At 41.6% G+C, this 17,252-nt stretch carries 16 protein-coding genes and 1 pseudogene; 9 read left to right on the top strand and 8 right to left on the bottom strand.

Annotated elements, in window-relative coordinates:
- Positions 1 to 14: 14 nt before the first annotated feature.
- Positions 15 to 857 carry an RnfABCDGE type electron transport complex subunit D gene (locus FBB35_RS30470; protein ID WP_174712736.1) on the bottom strand — a complete coding sequence of 281 codons (843 nt, stop codon included), beginning with the start codon at positions 855 to 857 and terminating at the stop codon, positions 15 to 17.
- A 312-nt stretch (positions 858 to 1,169) separates the two neighbouring features.
- Here FBB35_RS30470 and FBB35_RS30465 point away from each other — a divergent pair, with 312 nt between their 5' ends.
- Positions 1,170 to 1,847, top strand: coding sequence for a polysaccharide deacetylase family protein (locus FBB35_RS30465; RefSeq protein WP_174713827.1), 678 nt, complete (start codon positions 1,170 to 1,172; stop codon positions 1,845 to 1,847).
- An 82-nt stretch (positions 1,848 to 1,929) separates the two neighbouring features.
- Here the strand turns inward: FBB35_RS30465 and FBB35_RS30460 are convergent, their stop codons facing one another.
- The gene (locus FBB35_RS30460; protein ID WP_174712735.1) at positions 1,930 to 2,361 is read right to left on the bottom strand and encodes a DUF6006 family protein; all 432 of its coding nucleotides are present in this window, start codon (positions 2,359 to 2,361) and stop codon (positions 1,930 to 1,932) included.
- Positions 2,362 to 2,532: 171 nt separating this feature from the next.
- Positions 2,533 to 3,510 (bottom strand): carbohydrate kinase, encoded by a 978-nt coding sequence (locus FBB35_RS30455; RefSeq protein WP_174712734.1) that lies wholly within the window; start codon positions 3,508 to 3,510, stop codon positions 2,533 to 2,535.
- Positions 3,511 to 3,873: 363 nt separating this feature from the next.
- Here FBB35_RS30455 and FBB35_RS30450 point away from each other — a divergent pair, with 363 nt between their 5' ends.
- The 5 genes from FBB35_RS30450 to FBB35_RS30430 all read left to right on the top strand — a co-directional run bounded on the left by FBB35_RS30450 (position 3,874) and on the right by FBB35_RS30430 (position 8,852).
- Positions 3,874 to 4,137 (top strand): helix-turn-helix transcriptional regulator, encoded by a 264-nt coding sequence (locus FBB35_RS30450; protein WP_012410583.1) that lies wholly within the window; start codon positions 3,874 to 3,876, stop codon positions 4,135 to 4,137.
- Between the two features lie 480 nt (positions 4,138 to 4,617).
- Positions 4,618 to 5,319 (top strand): DUF6391 domain-containing protein, encoded by a 702-nt coding sequence (locus FBB35_RS30445; RefSeq protein ID WP_174712733.1) that lies wholly within the window; start codon positions 4,618 to 4,620, stop codon positions 5,317 to 5,319.
- A 153-nt stretch (positions 5,320 to 5,472) separates the two neighbouring features.
- Positions 5,473 to 6,468 carry a glycosyltransferase gene (locus FBB35_RS30440; protein ID WP_174712732.1) on the top strand — a complete coding sequence of 332 codons (996 nt, stop codon included), beginning with the start codon at positions 5,473 to 5,475 and terminating at the stop codon, positions 6,466 to 6,468.
- Between the two features lie 52 nt (positions 6,469 to 6,520).
- On the top strand, positions 6,521 to 7,615 hold the full coding sequence (rfbB, locus tag FBB35_RS30435; protein ID WP_174712731.1) for a dTDP-glucose 4,6-dehydratase: 1,095 nt from the start codon (positions 6,521 to 6,523) through the stop codon (positions 7,613 to 7,615).
- A 43-nt stretch (positions 7,616 to 7,658) separates the two neighbouring features.
- On the top strand, positions 7,659 to 8,852 hold the full coding sequence (locus FBB35_RS30430; RefSeq protein ID WP_174712730.1) for a serine/threonine-protein kinase: 1,194 nt from the start codon (positions 7,659 to 7,661) through the stop codon (positions 8,850 to 8,852).
- Positions 8,853 to 8,936: 84 nt separating this feature from the next.
- On the opposite strand, the gene msrA is transcribed toward FBB35_RS30430, so the two are convergent.
- Positions 8,937 to 9,605, bottom strand: a complete 669-nt coding sequence (msrA, locus tag FBB35_RS30425) for a peptide-methionine (S)-S-oxide reductase MsrA (protein ID WP_174712729.1) — start codon at positions 9,603 to 9,605, stop codon at positions 8,937 to 8,939.
- A 170-nt stretch (positions 9,606 to 9,775) separates the two neighbouring features.
- Here msrA and FBB35_RS30420 point away from each other — a divergent pair.
- Positions 9,776 to 10,210, top strand: a pseudogene (locus tag FBB35_RS30420) (YidH family protein); the annotation flags it as partial.
- Between the two features lie 108 nt (positions 10,211 to 10,318).
- On the opposite strand, the gene FBB35_RS30415 reads toward FBB35_RS30420, so the two are convergent.
- Entirely contained in the window at positions 10,319 to 12,493 is a 2,175-nt protein-coding gene (locus FBB35_RS30415) for a recombinase family protein (protein WP_174712727.1), read from the bottom strand.
- Between the two features lie 78 nt (positions 12,494 to 12,571).
- Between FBB35_RS30415 and FBB35_RS30410 the strand changes: the two genes are divergently transcribed.
- Both FBB35_RS30410 and FBB35_RS30405 read left to right on the top strand, forming a co-directional pair.
- Positions 12,572 to 13,927, top strand: coding sequence for a proton extrusion protein PcxA (locus tag FBB35_RS30410; RefSeq protein WP_174712726.1), 1,356 nt, complete (start codon positions 12,572 to 12,574; stop codon positions 13,925 to 13,927).
- Between the two features lie 125 nt (positions 13,928 to 14,052).
- Entirely contained in the window at positions 14,053 to 15,345 is a 1,293-nt protein-coding gene (locus FBB35_RS30405) for a murein transglycosylase A (RefSeq protein ID WP_174712725.1), read from the top strand.
- A 132-nt stretch (positions 15,346 to 15,477) separates the two neighbouring features.
- Here FBB35_RS30405 and FBB35_RS30400 read toward each other — a convergent pair whose 3' ends face one another.
- From FBB35_RS30400 to FBB35_RS30390, 3 genes are all read right to left on the bottom strand, one after another.
- Entirely contained in the window at positions 15,478 to 15,711 is a 234-nt protein-coding gene (locus FBB35_RS30400; RefSeq protein WP_012410593.1) for a DUF3134 domain-containing protein, read from the bottom strand.
- 204 nt (positions 15,712 to 15,915) lie between these two features.
- Positions 15,916 to 16,344: a hypothetical protein gene (locus FBB35_RS30395; RefSeq protein ID WP_114082878.1), complete on the bottom strand. Its 429-nt coding sequence runs from the start codon at positions 16,342 to 16,344 to the stop codon at positions 15,916 to 15,918.
- A 328-nt stretch (positions 16,345 to 16,672) separates the two neighbouring features.
- Positions 16,673 to 16,813 carry a hypothetical protein gene (locus FBB35_RS30390; protein ID WP_174712724.1) on the bottom strand — a complete coding sequence of 47 codons (141 nt, stop codon included), beginning with the start codon at positions 16,811 to 16,813 and terminating at the stop codon, positions 16,673 to 16,675.
- Positions 16,814 to 17,252: the final 439 nt, after the last annotated feature.

The raw sequence follows: 17,252 nt of genomic DNA, 5'->3' as shown, positions 1-17,252 counted from the left end.
TTTTTAGTGCGGAGTTAGGAGTGCTGAGTGAGAAATTCTTCCCCCACTTCCCCTACTCCTGCTCCCTCATCCACCTCTTGCCAAGAAAACCTTGGGGCTAACCACAGAACATCTATCAGGATGGTCAATGGCGCAAGGGCAAACAGCGCCCAGAAAACTGCTGTGGAAATAAAGAAATAATTCCGCAGGATAAAAGTTAATCCGGCGATGCAGATTGCCCAAACTACCCGCCCAATTCGGGAATTGGGGATCGATCGCGGATCTGTAATCATAAATAGGGCAAACAGCAGCAAAGACCCACTCATCAATCGATGCCAGTAAACATCCCAAGTCCAACCCAGCCAGAGATTGCGAATCGCCTCTAGCAAAGAGTAGGAACCTAAAAAAGCTGCTGTGGTGTCCCAGCGACCAACGCGCTGCAAAATCATGCCGCCAGTACCGGCAAATAATAGCCCATACCACCACTCTTCACCCCATTGTCCCGGCGAAACCCAAGCATCGGGGGTCAAAATCAAGGCAGATATGATGCCAAAATTGGTGGGATTAAAGAAATGCTTATCACCGACTTGGAAGATAAATTTGCTAGCGATCGCAATTGCTGCGGCGATTGCCATTGTCGTCCAGCAATCAGCCCGCAATAGCAGTCCCAGTCCTAAAGAGGTAATTAAAGCACTGCGAAGATTTGCCATTTGTTCTTTGCCAGTAACTAATGACAATATCCATTGGGTTGCGAGACTGGTGGCGATCGCTACCCCAATTAACTCTGGCCGCAGCGTCCAATCTCTTGTACCGATTCCCAATACTAGGAATAAGCCGAGAAATAGAATTTGATAATCTCGTATATCTTTGAGCAACATTAATCTTTAAATTCCGGGATTACCCGTAGATTTGTCATCAATCTAGACGAGTGCTAGCTCAAATAGTAATGCTGTTACAGATTTTGTTACAAAGTGACTAGCAAGTTAATGCCCATCGCTTGATATTTCTTAGGATTTCGAGTTCTAAGTACGAAGTTTTGGGTTCTGATAATTTGGCTAGAATATTGAGGCATTGTATGTATGCGGTGCGATCACCTACGGCCACGCTTCTCTCCGAGACGCTACGCGAACGCCCATCGCAGTTTCGCAAGCAATACCTATAAAAATTTGTCAGCAGCAGATAAACGCAAAATGCAGCTAGCTCCTCTGTTCCCAGTTTTCTATCGCATTCTCCAACCAAGTTTTCCCAATTGCCTTTGGGGTGGAAATCCCCATACTAAAGCGATCGCACTCACATTCGATGATGGGCCCCATCCGCAATACACACCCGAAGTCTTGGCAGTATTGGATCGCTACAATATTACAGCCAGTTTTTTTTGGTTGGGTGTTTGCGTCAACCGTTCACCAGCGATCGCCAAAGCTGTTAGCGATCGCGGCCACTGGATCGGATTGCATGGCTACGATCATCGTTCTTTTCCTATGCTTTCACTCAATGAATTGAAGGACAGTTTAGAAAAAACCCAAGTTGCCATCTACAATGCCTGCAATCTAGAACCTGACCAAGTGCGGGATGTCCGTCCCCCCAATGGTTTATTTACACCTGCTACTTTAAAATTGTTTTCTCAGTGGAATTACCGTTCAGTTATGTGGAGCGTTGTACCTGAAGATTGGGTACGACCAGGTATCACCACTGTGGTAGAGCGAATTATGCAGCAGGTCAAAAATGGTTCGCTGATTGTTTTACATGATGGTGCTTGCGGTGGACAAGATGTTGCTGCCACAATCCAAATTCTCATTCCGCAACTGCTACAACAAGGTTATCAGTTTGTAACTGTTGATACTCTGTGGCAGCAAGCTAAGACCAACTAAAGTATTAGCCTATCTAAGTTAATAAAATGTGGTGCTGGCGTGTTTAGTTCTCAAAGTTAGCGATACATAATTTGGCAAATGTTTATCTGCGATTACGACATTGTAGTGGGTAGCGCTTACCCCGCCATGTCGTCCAACCATCCGCGATTTTAGTAAGACTGTTGTATTTGAGATACCAGTTATCTTGTTCTACACCTAAATAACGAATACCTAAATCCTGTCTTTTAGTGCTGGAGAAACGTTTTCCTAGAGGAACCCACGCACTACCATTATCACTAAACTGCCCCACGAGACGGACAGCAGAAGTAGTAGAACAAACATCACCACTACAACTAGTTTGTGGATCATCGACTACTTTCCACTGCATTTGGGCTGGTCTACCGTCAATATTACAATCCCAGAGACCAAAGAACCACTCACCAGCAAGCTGACTGGCTTTAGTATGGCTAGATGTCAATACCAAACTTGCAGGAACAATCGCTAAACCCAAAAGCCATTTTGTGATTTTTTTCATAATGCTTCATCAATACTTTAAGCTAATCTGTATTTTCTATTCACTTGTATTTATTAGCATCGCTGTTTATGCAGCTATAAAGTATAAAGTTTGGCATAAGAATTCTCGTCCGTTTTCTAGTCGGGAGTATCAGCCTTTAGTGGCTGATATCCCAGTGGCTTATACTAGTTCCTAGAGTTGATGTGAGGCTAGAAAAGCTTCAACTTCAGTATCTGTTGGTTGGGAAGCGATCGCACCTGGTTTAATGGTAGTCAGTGCCCCAACAGCACTGGCATAAGTGACAATGCGTTTTGCAGTTTCAGCATCCCGCAAGCTGTGGATGCCGTGCTGACTCAACTGGTGAATGAATCCTGCGAGAAAGCTATCTCCTGCACCAGTGGTATCAACTACGGGGATGGAAAAGGAAGGTAATTTGCCTTCGTTCTCACCCAGACAGTAGGTGCAACCGTTTTCGCCATCTGTTACTAACACTCCTTCAATTGAAGCCAAGCGGTAAGTAATGGCTCCAGGATCTGCGGTTTCAAATAGCCATTCGGCTTCTTCTTTGGAGAGTTTGAGGAAATCTACTCGCTTAAATAATTCTGGAATTTTTTGATGAGCGATTTTTGGCTCGTCCCAAAATACAGGCCGCCAATTGATATCTAGAACAATCTTCAGATCGTAATGTTCTGCTAACTCTAGGGCGCGGTAAATTGCCTGTTCACTTTCAGGATAGGCTAATTCCAAAGTACCCAAAACCAGAAAATCTGCCTCTTGAAACAGCGCATCTGGCAATTGTTTGGCTTGCAGGCGAGTATCGGCAAATTCTGCGGTGTCATACTGACCAAATCCGGCGAAGGTGCGATCGCCAGCCAGATCCCGTGTAACATAAACTTGCCGCGTTGGTGCTGTGGGGTGACGTTGTACCCCCGTCGTATCCACACCTACATCTTGTAATAGCTTGACTAGTGCATTTCCTGGTTCATCTTCACCAACGGCTCCGATAAATCCTGCTGTCGTTCCCAGCTTGACTAAAGCACAGGCTACGTTAGCTGGTGCGCCTCCTGGATAGGGAGTCCAGGATTTAACTTCTTCCAGCTTTAACCCTAATTGATCGGCTAAACAATCAAACAAAATTTCACCGAGGCACAAAACACGGGAATTGCTCATTTCATTTTAGATTTGAGATTTCGATTTTGGATTAAGAATTTACAGTATAAAATCTACAACAATTTTTGCTAAATTGTCGCCAGTCCTTCATAGAATTAAATAGCAATTTTTACTACTCCATAGCATCTATATGCTTCTAATTACCAGCGAAATTATCTAAACATTTATACTAATCTAAAGGCAAAAATAAGTGTTGTATAATACTTGTATATTGTCGAGATTTATATTCTTGCCAACTTGAAATCCAAAGAAAATATTGACAATAGTATTACTGCTAATACTTGAAACCCCTACCAACAAAAGAATCTTCTAGAATTAGAAAGAGTGATTAAGTAGATATACCAAAGGAGGATAGAAATAGTCATGGCTGGTGGCAAGTCTGAGACCCCCGTTAGTCTGTCAGACAGAGAACTGCAAATTATCGACCTAGTGGCCGCTGGCTTAACTAACCAAGAGATTGCAGGAAAACTGGAGATTAGCAAGCGTACAGTTGATAACCATATCAGCAATATTCTGACCAAGACTGAGACCGAAAATCGAGTAGCTCTTGTCCGCTGGGCCTTACAGTGGGGCAAAGTCTGCTTAAATGATGTCAATTGCTGTCTTCTCCCTAACCAGATCGAATAAACAATTTACTAGTAGCAACCTAATTGCTATGGTCTGGTAGAATTGCAAGCCAATTTTGAGGTTGACTGATTGTTTCCCTCCCCACGCCTAAGTTTTCAGTGTGAACGCTCTACCAAAAGTTCCGAGTCCTTCACTCAGCCGGAGTTTATGTTAGTGGAGCCAGCTGACCCTCGGACTCGGAAACTAAACCTCATGTATGTTGAAACCTAGTTGAAACCTAGAGTTTTTTAAAAGATATATTTATGTAGGTTGGGTGGAGTGAAACGCAACCCAACATTACTACCTTATTTATGTTGGGTTACGCTAAAGCTGCACCCAAGCTACAAAACTATGTCTCTTCTCAATGCCCAATGCCCCATGCCCCATACTTGATACCCAAACTCAATAATTAACCACAAAAATTAGCAACAATTCAGTGGTGCAAGCGTTACATTTGAGAGAAATCTATATTGCTCCATCGGCTTGGAGAGTGGTGTTCCAATGAATACTTCTGCTTCTTTTCAGGGTGGCTCGTCTCCCTTTGATTTTTTTAACTTTGATCTTAGGGTACCTGTATCTGAGAAAGTTCCGAACACAGAATACCGTCCCTTAGACTTTCCCCAACCCACACAAGATGCTGACCTACTCAGGCAGCTATCATTTATACCAGGGTTGAAAGAAATTTTGATGATCCGGCAGGTTCACGCCTTAGAACACGCTACTGTTTGGGTTCTTAGTGATTCACAAAGTGGCCAACCTGCTAAAGGAAAAGCTACTAACGTTCAACCAGATAACGAACTATTAGGTGGTTTGTCTACTGAGCATGGATTTTACCTTTATGGTGAAGTAAATATTAGTGATTTGCGCCGTGCGGTAGCACTTGCTCGACATCGCCTCACCAATGGAGAATGGGATTTAGCTGTACATCCCCGTTGCGGCACAAATTTATCGGTAGCAATGCTTTTAACAGCTGGACTAGCTGTTGGTGTACATCTGTTACTACCATTTCGACCAATCGAGCAACTTATAGGTTTGGGGTTAGCAGCGACGACAGCTGCTGAACTCGCACCTGATTTAGGTTTTATGGCGCAGCGTTACCTAACAACTGCCATTCCTTTTAACCTAGCAATTGAAAATATTACCCGTACACGCGACGTTTGGGGGCGTGAGGCACATTTTGTTAAAGTGGGTTGGCAAGAATGAGAGGGAGCAGGGGAGCAGGGGGAGCAAGGGAGCAGGGGGACAGGGAAGACAAGGGGAGAATTATTCAAGTTTCTTCCTTGTCTACCCCCTCTTCCTTGTCTACTATGTCTCTTCTCAATGCCCAATTCCAATTCCTAATGCCCTAATAAAATTATGAGAAAACTTTACTTCTTACTCCCCGGTACAGATGGCAAATTTGCCTGTGGTGGTCTTTGGGCTGAGTTAAAAGCACTTAATCTAGCTCAGAATTTCTGTAGTGCTGATGTTGTAACTTACCGTCAGCGAGAAAAAGATAAGCTTTTTATTGATGATTTACTAAAAGAGAAAAATTTAAGTGATGTAATTTTTGTCATTAGTTGGGGATTTGATATAGCTCAACTTGTGGCTAAACTTAAGCAATACAATGTGGTTTATCATGCACATAGTCCAGGTTATCCATTTAGACTACCTGCAAGTATTCCGATTGTTACTGTTAGCCGCTATACAATGGGATATTGGGGAGAAAAATCACCTAATTCTCTGATTTATTATTTGCCCAATCAAATTTCTGATGAGTTCCAAAATTTAGGTCTGGAACGGGATATTGATGTTTTAGTCCAGGCTCGAAAATCTTCTGAGTATTTAATTAAAGAATTGATTCCAGCGTTGCAAAAACGTTGTAAAGTATTGGTTGTTGATTCATACATAGAGGATTTACCCGGACTGTTTAACCGAGCTAAGGTTTACCTCTATGATTCGGCTGAGTACTGGGCACAACAGGGCGTTAGTGAAGGATTTGGTCTACAACCAATGGAAGCTCTTGCCTGTGGTTGTCAAGTATTTTCTAGTGTTAACGGAGGACTGGCAGATTACTTAGATCCTGGATTTAATTGTTATAAAATTGCTGGATATTCTCAAGAATATGATGTGCAACGTATTCTGAAAATGATTGATTCTTCAGCAAATTTTAGTTTATCTGAAGATTTTTTCACTGAGCATCGGACTGAAAATATTATTAAGCGTTTCCAAGTTATTCTAGATGAGTTAAATGAGTTTTTCGATCACAAGATCCAACAGCCATCCAATATTAAGAGTTTGACGAGAATACGTATGGCAAAATTACTTGCTCAGAGGATATATGGAAAGCTGAGGAAGAAATATTTTAAGTAATAGAAACGCACCACAGGGGCGCATAGATCATAGAGAGAAGAGAGGAAATTGAATGAGTCGGCGGTTATTAGTTACTGGGGGTGCGGGGTTTATTGGGGCGAATTTTGTCCATCACTGGTGTCAGGTTTATCCAAACGATCGGGTGGTGGTGTTGGATGCGCTTACTTATGCGGGGAATCGTCTAAACTTGGCGATGGTTGAGGGAAAAGAGAATTTTCGGTTTGTGCAGGGGGATATTTGCGATCGCACCATTATAGACAACCTATTATCAACCGAAAATATAGATACTGTTGCCCATTTTGCTGCTGAATCTCATGTCGATCGTTCGATTCTTGGCCCGGCGGCTTTTGTGCAAACTAATGTGGTGGGAACTTTCACGCTGCTGGAAGCTTTTCGCCAATATTGGGAGGCTAAAGCACAGCCATCTGATTATCGTTTCCTACACGTTTCGACTGATGAAGTCTACGGTAGTTTGAGCCCAAATGACGCAGCTTTTTCTGAAACTACACCTTACGCTCCCAATAGTCCTTATTCAGCTTCCAAAGCTGGTAGCGATCACTTAGTGCGTGCTTATTATCATACTTATAAACTTCCAACAATTATCACAAATTGTTCTAATAATTACGGGCCTTATCAATTCCCCGAAAAGCTAATTCCTCTGATGTGCATCAACACTTTAATAGGTAAACCATTACCTGTTTATGGCGATGGTAAAAATGTGCGGGATTGGCTTTATGTGGTCGATCATTGTCGTGCTTTGGATGTGGTAATCAATCATGGTCAACCAGGGGAAACCTACAATATTGGTGGCAACAATGAGGTGGAAAATCTAAACCTGGTGCAGCTTTTGTGTGAAATGATGGATGAATTAGCATCTGATTTACCAGTACGTCCAGCAAAGGATTTGATTACTTTTGTCAAGGATAGACAGGGACACGATCGGAGATATGCAATTAATGCGAACAAAATTAAAACTCAGCTTGGTTGGACACCTTCTGTAACGATTGCTGAGGGTTTACGTTTAACAGTTGAATGGTATCTCAATCATCGTGATTGGTGGGAACCTCTGCTGTCTGCGGAATATCAAGCTTACTATCGCAAAAATTATCTCATTCCCACAATTTCTCTAGATAATGACTATCCTTGAATATAAGGGAATCAGATCGGCGTAAACTGCCAGCAGGTGTAAGATGCTGCAACCAGAACAGATATTACAAGATCGTTATCAAATCCAACACCAACTTGGTAACAATGGAATTCGTCAAACTTGGCTTGCAAAGGATTTACTAGCCTCTGATGGCGAAAATTCGACCGTTGTGGTCAAACTTTTAGCCTTTGGCGGTAATATACAGTGGGATGATTTGAAACTTTTTGAGAGGGAAGCACAAATTCTTAAACAGCTAAATCATCCCCGCATTCCTAGATATATAGATTATTTTTGTATCGACGATCGCACTCTCTGGTTTGGCTTAATACAACAATATATTCCTGGTGAGTCGCTTAAAGAAAAACTTGCTCTTGGCAAAAGGTTTACTGAAAAGCGAGCGAGAAAAATCGCTGGTGAGATTTTAAATATTCTCATGTATTTACATGAGTTAAACCCAGGGGTGTTACATAGAGATATAAAACCGAGTAATTTAATCTGGGGCGAAGATAATCGGATTTATTTAGTTGATTTTGGCGCAGTGCAAGATAAAGCGGCAAGAGAAGGCGTTACTTTTACCGTTGTGGGTACTTATGGTTATGCCCCAATGGAACAATTTGGTGGTCGAGCAGTTCCAGCTTCAGACCTCTATGCACTGGGTGCGACTCTGATTCATTTGCTGACTGGGACTTGCCCCTCTGATTTACCTCAGCAGGATTTGCGGCTGCAATTTATAGAGCGAGTTAATCTCAGTCCTAGTTTTGCCAGTTGGCTACAAAAGTTAATAGAACCCGCTCCCGAACAACGGTTTACTGATGCCCGCCAAGCGTTGAATGCTCTAAAATCTGGTCTGGCTGTGAAATCTGCAAACAGAAGTCAGCTTTTACCGTTAAGAGAAATAATTAACAATTCTGGATGCGGCATAAGTAATCAAAATGAAACAGTCCCAGAGGAAATTCTCGGTTGGAACTGGGGCGCATTTCTCATGCCTTGGTTGTGGATGTGGCCGAATCAGGTATGGTATGGGCTATTCTGTTTTGTACCACATGGTTGGTGGTTAATGGCGATCGCACTCGGTGCCAAAGGCAATGAATGGGCTTGGAAAAGTAGGCAGTGGCGCAGTATTGAACAATTCAAAGCCCATCAAAGAGGCTGGGCGATCGCTGGTATTCTCATTGGAGCGCCTATTAGTATTATGCTGTGGGTTCGAGCGATCGCTTTGCTCAAAGCTGCATTTTAGTTGGGCATTGGGAATTGGGCATTGGGTAATAATCAATAGCCCTTCTTCCCCTGCTCCCCCTGCCCCTTTTCCCCTTGCTTTCTTCTAACCGCTCACTTGCGATTCAACTACACCTACGGGACAAGAAACATTTGTCCCTCCTAAACCACAATACCCATTAGGATTTTTAGCCAGGTATTGCTGATGGTAGGCTTCGGCGTAATAGAATTCCGGTGCATCCAAGATTTCTGTAGTAATCTTGCCATAGCCTGCATCGTTGAGAGCTTGCTGATAAGCTTCCCGTGATGCTTCTGCTAGCTGCTTTTGGCTTTCAGAATATACATAAATTCCCGAACGGTATTGAGTGCCAGCATCATTACCTTGGCGCATCCCTTGGGTAGGATTGTGGCTTTCCCAAAAGACTTTGAGCAGTTCAGAATAACTAATGATTTTGGGATCAAACACAACCAATACCACTTCATTGTGACCGGTTCGCCCACTACATACCTCTTCATAAGTGGGGTTGGGTGTAAATCCAGCAGCGTAACCCACTGCGGTGCTGTAAACTCCTTTAAGTTGCCAAAATTTGCGTTCTGCACCCCAAAAACAGCCCAAGCCAAAAATCGCTTTCTCTAATCCATCGGGATAAGGAGCTTTTAAAGGATTCTTGTTGACATAATGAGCAGCAGGTACCGACATAGACTGTGCCCTTCCTGATAAAGCTTCTTCTGGTGTGGGCATAACTTGCTTTTTGCCAAATCCGAATAGTGCCATTGATTTTGACTCTGATATATATCTTTACCTTATTTACTATTGTAAAGATTCTAGCGATCGCTTGGGGTTTTCTCTTAGCCCTGACTAGCTTGTGTTGAACTTGTGGCGCTAGTTCATGCTATTCATCATTATGAATACTTTTCAAGAGTAAGTAGTCGTCAGAAGTACTCATGGATAAAATACCAAAAATTGATCGTCAAAGGGAGCATCAAGCGAACGAACGTACTTTTCTAGCTTGGCTACGTACTTCTATTTCATTGATTGGTTTTGGTTTTGCTATTGCGCGATTTGGTATATTTCTGCAACAGCTGAATATTGCTATTACTCAACAAGAAACTCAGGTAAATCCATTATCCAACTCGGAAAATTTGGGTATTGCTTTGGTAGTTTTTGGAATTTTGGCTGTTGCATTAGCCGCGTGGCGATACAACCAAGTTTTCTGGCAAATTGAACGAGCAGATTATAAACCAAATAGGATCATCGTTTGGATAATGACTGGAGTAGTAATTGTTTTGGGACTTCTCAGTATTCCTTTGCTCTTAAGGCGTGATAAAGTCCTTCCTCGCTCTCCTTTTCCGACTCAACCACAGTCGCGAAATTTCCAAATATCAACCCCAAACTTGTATGTAAAAAAGGGGGCAATTACTACTAAATACAAACAGATATATTACAACAAGATCTCCAACTTCTTAAAGAAGTCGGGGATCTGAACATTACTTAACAGTAGCCTCAGAAATAACTGTTACACAAGCATTGACTAAAGGTAATAACGGCCCTAATTGCTCTTGTCCATTTACGGCTAAATCGCTGTGACACAAATAAACTCTCTCGGATACGCGAGATAGTAAATCTGTCAAAATCCTCCGTAGTCGTTCTTCTTCTGCCAATTTTTCATCTTCTGCTGTCCAAGGTTCGCCTAACCTGTCTTGCAAAAAAAACGGCGCACCAAATAACGTCGCTGCGCCACCTTTGGCCCAAAGAGGTGAACCAGCATCCAGCCAAAAATGCCAACGGTGTGATCGCCTACTAGACCGATATTGAAATATAGTTGCTAAGGTGACGGCCTTTCTGGCTCCACCAATAGGACGCACAGGGTAAGGGTTCGCAGTGATTGTACCACGTCGCAGTAGTTGAATAAATTCAATAATAGTTGTCTGAGGCGTTGTCTCAACTGGGGCGATTTGTCGTAACCTAGTGTCAATTTCCCAGTAGTGTTGGGCGGTTTCTAATAATTCCCGCAGTGCTGCTAGTTGTTCGTAGGGGAGATTGCTACCATTCCACAAAAAACGCTGAATTGCTCTATCTAATAGGGAAATAGGACTGGGAATTAACCGCAGTTCTTGTTGCGATCGCTGCTGTTCTAACCACTCCAATATTTCATTATAGGCTGTAGTAGCCGCATAGCCGATTCTATCCCAGCGCTCGAAGGCTGACACTGGTAGCAAGTTGGGGCGATCGGGATGGGGTACAAAGCAGTAATCTGCTATTAAACCAGCGCGTACCGGATCGATATCGGTAACGCGATTCATCGCGTCTGTGGAGTTTTCTGGTGCTTGTTGTTTTCTACTCAATACAACTAGCATTTCAGCCACGGCATCGCGTTCTACGAGGCGACCCAAGCCTGGATAAACTAGTGCCAGCATGGTGAGTAAGGCGCGAATGACGGGTGAACTAATTAAAGGACGTTGGTCATTGAGCGATTCTACCTGGATGTTTTGCTTGACGAGGATTTCTACTAGAGTATAACGAGCGATCGCATCTAAACCTGGTGCAATAATCGCTACTTCTTCTGCTTGTACTTGCTGCGATTGGATAGCATCAGCAATTACCTCGGCTGTTTGTCGCAATAGTTGAGCGCGGGAGGTAGTTTGAATGGAATGCACAATCTCAGGTAAACTCACCAACACCATTGGTTCTGTGACTAATTCCACCATCTGTTTAGCTTGTTCTCCCAGAGACTCTGGAGGCGGCTCGTTTAAGATTTCTACCCGACAACGCTTTGCTAATCCTTCTAGATATTTGGGATCTGCTCCCAATCCCAATCGCACTGCACCGTCGGGATTGTAGCTAAACGCGCCAATTGCGCCTCGATTTAATAGCAATTCAAACAAAAGACGCGCTACGCTAGGATAATCGTCAACATCATCTGCCAATACTGCTTGATAGCGTTTAGTTAGGTGCTGTTGGTAGTTGCGATCGCTTAATAAATATTGACTATAGAGTTCGGTAATAATGCCATAAGTTAGTAACCCCCTCTCTAAACACCAGTTACGCCAATCAATGAGCAAAGATGCCAAAAATTCTGGCTCTAAAGTTGTAGTATTTTCCCCCAGACCCTTTGTCAAAATCTGGGCAATATTTTCGCAATGTACACCACTGTAAGCAGCTAATTGCAATAAGTCTAAAATGCGACGCACCAAGCGCGACTCATTCACTCCCGCAACTCGTAAAATTTCTTCGTCTAACTGGGAACGCCAGAGTTTGGTTGCTAACTCTTGTTCCGTTTCTGGCCGCAACCTTACCGGAAACTGGGCCTTCAGGTTCAACGAGTTAATTAGCAACGGCCAAAATAAAATAACTTCATCCTGGAAAAAGCCTAGCGGTGTCTTGGCACGTACCGGATATTTCCCTAATGTGGATGTAACAATGATATCCCCCAACTCTCGACGATTATCATCATTGGCAGCTAAGACTAAAACTCCTGGCTCTGTTTGTTTAAGATATAAAAATTCAGGTATGCGTTCGCCTTTTTTACGTGCTTGTTTATTAGTATAAAATAATTCAATATGCTGCTTTTCAGGTTGTACCCAACTACAAAATTGCTCTACCAAGCGAGCCGTCTTACCAGTGCGACTAGTGCCAACAATCCAAACCGAATGAGAAACCACAAACTTTCTCCTTGTAGATTTGCTAATATACCTCGTGGGTTAACTTAAGGTTAAGAATCACCAAATAATGCTGGATGATTGTTTCCAATGAAAAATTCTGTTTTTAGCCAAAAAATCTATTCTTTTTTACTTGCTGCTTATCGATGGTACTTACAGACTCCTGAACGTTCTTTACATGAAGCTTACGATGCAGCATTAAAGATTAAGGAAATAGAAGATAAGCATTTCAGTGGTAATAAAATAGACATTGGTTCAGCCACGTACAGTAACAGCGTGATGGATTATTTTGAGTCAGACCTCAACAAGCTTTTAAAAATTGCTAAGATGCGGCTGACAGAGTTTAGAGCAAGCCGTTGGTTTCTAAATGAAGAGAATCAAAAAGCTGCTCAAAAAGCAGGTATAGAACATCCCAGTCCTTCTTTGGTTTTGGAAAAGCTAAACTTTATCGATCAAGTTATATCCAAATACAGCATAAGTTCCGATCAAATAACTTCTAATGCTTTAGCAGTCCAACCTCCAAATCTACCAATTAACTCTGCCATATCTGATGATAAATTGCTGCTCGTCAATACTCCAACGTTACCACCCAAAATACCAACTCAAGACTCGGAGAAAAAACCAAAACCAAAGAGTAAAGTAGATACAACAGGCGTTTTACCTCGTTCTATTTTAAGCACTATCACTCGTCTGCAAGTTGAATTAGACCCTAATTCTGAAAAAGAAGTAATTCAGAATTTCCGTCAGACTCAAAGAAGAACAATAATATCTATCAGGTTTATTTTACTATTAATTATCATACCACTTTTGACACATCAGATAGCAAAAGCTTTCGTAGTCGGGCCATCTGTTGAGCATTTTAGAAGTAGTGACAAGATGCAGATATTCATCAACTCAGAAATGGAAGAGGAAGCCCTTGAAGAATTAGAAAGATTTGAAGAAAAACTCAAGTTTGAAAATCTCATTATAAATGCTCCTCCACTGTCGTCTGAACAGATGGAAGCTAAAATGGCAAACAAGGCTGTAGAGCTTGCTGAAGAATTTCGTCATGAAAGCTCTAATGCGATCAAAAATGTTTTTGCAGATATGTTTTCGGTAGGTGCTTTTATCTGGCTTTTGCTTGTCAGTAAGTCTTCTATTGCTGTAGTCAAAGATTTCTTTGATAACATTGTTTATGGACTTAGTGATAGTGCCAAGGCATTTATCATTATTTTGTTTACTGATATATTTGTAGGTTTCCACTCTCCTCATGGTTGGGAAGTACTCTTAGAAGGTGTATCACGTCATTGGGGATTACCAGCGAATCGAGATTTTATCTTCTTATTTATTGCTACATTTCCCGTGATTTTAGATACCATTTTCAAATATTGGATCTTCCGATATTTGAACCGGATATCGCCTTCCGCAGTTGCGACTTATCGTAATATGAATGAATAAGTTATTGGGAATGGGGCATTGGGCATTGGGCATGGCACAGAGAATGAATGACTAATGACTCTCGCTTTGCGGTTTGGTTTTTGAATTTGAGCGAAGTGGGATAATCTCAAAAATTTTGAATTTTGATGAAAAAGACACTTGCTGAGTTAGGAAAGTTTAGCAAATTTATCGCTATTGGCTTACCTGTGGTTTTGTCGATTTTGCTGGTGCGGATGCAATCTTTGGCGCATCAGGAACTCAGTCCGCCAGAATGTCGGTTGAAAAAGTGGGATATACCAGTTTCCTTAACTGGTGAAAACCAAAATGTACTTCTACAAAAGCAAAAAGTACCATTAATTCAGAGACTACCAATTACTTGTTGTCAAGGTGATACTTCTTGTTTAGATGAACTTCTCTATCGAGAAATACCAGACAAAAAGGCGCTATTGAGTGCGATCGCTCAAAGTCTCCAATACCTGCAAACGGCTAATGCTGCGACTGCTTATCAAAACTACCAGGTAGCTGGAATTACACGCGATCGCGTCTTCAAAAGCTTGAACAGATTTCGTGAACTCGTTTTGACAACCAATTCTGCAACAGAATTACATCAAGCCACCCTGCGAGAATTTGTTCTTTACCAGTCAGTTGGTAAAGACACCAAAGGTTCTGTTTTATTCACCGCCTATTATGAACCGCTTTACGCAGCTAGTCGCGTCCCCACACCAGAATATCGTTATCCTGTTTATCGATTACCTCCTGATTTAAACTCCTGGCCTAAGCCGCATCCGACACGAGAGGAGTTAGAAGGAGCAGATGGTTTACAAGGCGCAAAAGGGAAATTACGAGGATTAGAGTTGTTTTGGTTTCGCGATCGCCTTGAACCATATCTAGCTCAAATTGAAGGTTCAGCCCAACTTCAGCTTCCCGATGGGACTCAGACAGCGATCGGCTATGCGGGGAATAATGCTTATAACTACAAAAGTCTCGGCCGAGAATTAGCGAATGATGGCAAATTACCGTTACAAGGGATGACTATGCCAATTATTCTCGACTATTTCCAAAAGCATCCTCAAGAATTAAATATTTATATTCCGCGCGATCGCAGTTTTGTTTTTTTTCAAGAAAATCACGGTGAACCAGCTCAAGGTTCGATCAACGTACCCCTAACAGCAGAGCGTTCCATCGCTACAGATAAATCTCTCATGCCTCCTGGTGCTTTAGCGTTGATTCGCGCTTCTATTCCTTTCGCTAATCCTACCGGAAAACTGGAGGAGCATATCGTTAGCCGCTATGTTCTTGACCAAGATACTGGCGGCGCAATTAAAGGTGCAGGTAGAGTAGATTATTTTTTAGGTACTGGGAAATTAGCAGGCGATCGCGCTGGTGTCACAGTTAGCAATGGACAATTATTTTATCTACTACTCAAGTCCAAGAATTAAACCCACTCGTACTTTCATACTAAGAATCCCGACTTCTCTAAAAAGTCGGGATTCTTAGCCTTTAGGCGTAAATAAAATACACATTCCAAATTAATGAAACGCTTCGGGTAATTACGAATTACGAATCACGAATTACGCTTCTATATCCATATCACCATCATCATCATCATGATCGTAAGGAATATCATCAAGGTCGATCATTTCTGAAATTTCTTCTACTTCAGTTAGATACTCAGATTCTTGATGTTCACGCTCAATTAGACGACCAGTTGACTTTAGCCATTCCAAAAGAATAAATTCATTACTTGTACGAATTACAGGCGCTCGTTGGTTACGAGGTTCTTCACGCAAAGGACTTATAGGCATAAAAAAGACTCACTTTGAATTATGGATCGCTGTACAAAAACAGAAAAATTGTACAATTTAAGGTTAAAAGGCTCGTCATGCAAGACTTTTATGAACAAATGAAATATGAACTATTGAGTTTTTTATTCTCTTGTCCGTCTACTTACTTACCATTAAAATGTCTTTGCGTCAGCCTTAATCATAAATCTTAAAGCAGACACAATCTCACAAAGCATTTGGTAGCTTGCCGAGAGTTTCATACATATCAGAGGGTAATGCAGACAATCTGTTCGCTACAGCGACTGCATCAGCTAAATTGCTAAATTGACACCGGACAATCTCTTGTCCATTTCCTGAAGGAAATCGCTTTCTAGCTTTGTTAGATACAGCACAAATAATCGCTAAAGCTTTGGCGAACCCATCTTTTGTTAAGATTGTTTCTTGAGCGAACCCTTCAACAGGGATAAGACAAACCTCAAACCGATAGCCAGGTCTGGGAGAAACGGCTATATCGATATAAGGTTTATCTTCTTTTCTGATTCTGCGTAAATATTTGGCTGTGGAATTAGTATCGTGCAAATCAGTCCCAAGGGCGTAAGTAAAGAAACAATCTTCTGTGAGTGACTCAGGACGGGTAATTATATCCGTTGGCATAAGTTTAAGTACTATCCGTATGTTGTCTGCGTTTGTGACACACTAAACTTGTCCGTTCTTTTTAGCATATTTTTTGAAAGTGAGAGGTATCCGTTTCACGCCAGGTAGTGCAATACAGTTCTACTCACTAAAAATTTCAATTTTTGCAATCCTTAAAGACTCTCATCTTTAAAGGATAAATTTGCAATATAAACTGACAAAAAACACCTCCAGAAGCAAAGTTTGTAGAGATTTAGATTCGGAGAGGTGTCTACATAGCCAGTTACATGACCGAAAATATTTCTCGACTATTCAATTATAACATAGTTGACAGTTGAACTTTTCCCAACTATGTCTGATCCATAGATGTTATGCCACTAACAGCAGTAAGGTTGTATTCAATTCTGACTTTTGGATAATTTAAAGACACAGAGGATGAATAGTTACTGCGATCGCAAAGTAAGGTGGGCACTGCTTTAGGTTCGCTCAAATCCTTATTTTTAGCTTTTAGTCAATGCCCAACCCCAGATGCTTCCATGTGGGAACGCCAAAAGCGAACAAGCCGACGGCAGTTGTGAGATTGATATATTGACTCTCCCAAGAGTCTCTTGTTCAGCGTTTGTAACGCTTATAAACTGCATTGATAACAAAGCCGTTGCTGCCGTTCAAGCTCTATATATTTAATAATAGATCAGCCATGATTTTTCCTGTGTTTGTTGTTACCAGTATATCTAGATTGAAAATTTCTAAACAAATAACCTTAGCATTACTTTTAAATTAGGTTAAGTTAATTAATTTATGATTTTTTGTGCAAAATATTTGCTTTATACAATAAAACTTTTTAAACTAATTATTTTTATTTATTTAAAGTAATCGCAATAATAAGTATAGTAAATATTTAGTTAAAGCCATAGTATATAAGCTGTTTA

The organism is Nostoc sp. TCL240-02, assembly GCF_013343235.1.
GTDB lineage: Bacteria > Cyanobacteriota > Cyanobacteriia > Cyanobacteriales > Nostocaceae > Nostoc.
This window is presented reverse-complemented; position numbering and strand designations above follow the sequence as displayed.

Excerpts from the sequence above, each read along its gene's own strand:
- FBB35_RS30470 (WP_174712736.1), bottom strand. The coding sequence starts at position 857 with ATGTTGCTCAAAGATATACGAGATTATCAAATTCTATTTCTCGGCTTA.
- FBB35_RS30465 (WP_174713827.1), top strand. The coding sequence starts at position 1,170 with ATGCAGCTAGCTCCTCTGTTCCCAGTTTTCTATCGCATTCTCCAACCA.
- FBB35_RS30460 (WP_174712735.1), bottom strand. The coding sequence starts at position 2,361 with ATGAAAAAAATCACAAAATGGCTTTTGGGTTTAGCGATTGTTCCTGCA.
- FBB35_RS30455 (WP_174712734.1), bottom strand. The coding sequence starts at position 3,510 with ATGAGCAATTCCCGTGTTTTGTGCCTCGGTGAAATTTTGTTTGATTGT.
- FBB35_RS30450 (WP_012410583.1), top strand. The coding sequence starts at position 3,874 with ATGGCTGGTGGCAAGTCTGAGACCCCCGTTAGTCTGTCAGACAGAGAA.
- FBB35_RS30445 (WP_174712733.1), top strand. The coding sequence starts at position 4,618 with ATGAATACTTCTGCTTCTTTTCAGGGTGGCTCGTCTCCCTTTGATTTT.
- FBB35_RS30440 (WP_174712732.1), top strand. The coding sequence starts at position 5,473 with ATGAGAAAACTTTACTTCTTACTCCCCGGTACAGATGGCAAATTTGCC.
- rfbB (WP_174712731.1), top strand. The coding sequence starts at position 6,521 with ATGAGTCGGCGGTTATTAGTTACTGGGGGTGCGGGGTTTATTGGGGCG.
- FBB35_RS30430 (WP_174712730.1), top strand. The coding sequence starts at position 7,659 with ATGCTGCAACCAGAACAGATATTACAAGATCGTTATCAAATCCAACAC.
- msrA (WP_174712729.1), bottom strand. The coding sequence starts at position 9,605 with ATGGCACTATTCGGATTTGGCAAAAAGCAAGTTATGCCCACACCAGAA.
- FBB35_RS30405 (WP_174712725.1), top strand. The coding sequence starts at position 14,053 with ATGAAAAAGACACTTGCTGAGTTAGGAAAGTTTAGCAAATTTATCGCT.
- FBB35_RS30400 (WP_012410593.1), bottom strand. The coding sequence starts at position 15,711 with ATGCCTATAAGTCCTTTGCGTGAAGAACCTCGTAACCAACGAGCGCCT.
- FBB35_RS30395 (WP_114082878.1), bottom strand. The coding sequence starts at position 16,344 with ATGCCAACGGATATAATTACCCGTCCTGAGTCACTCACAGAAGATTGT.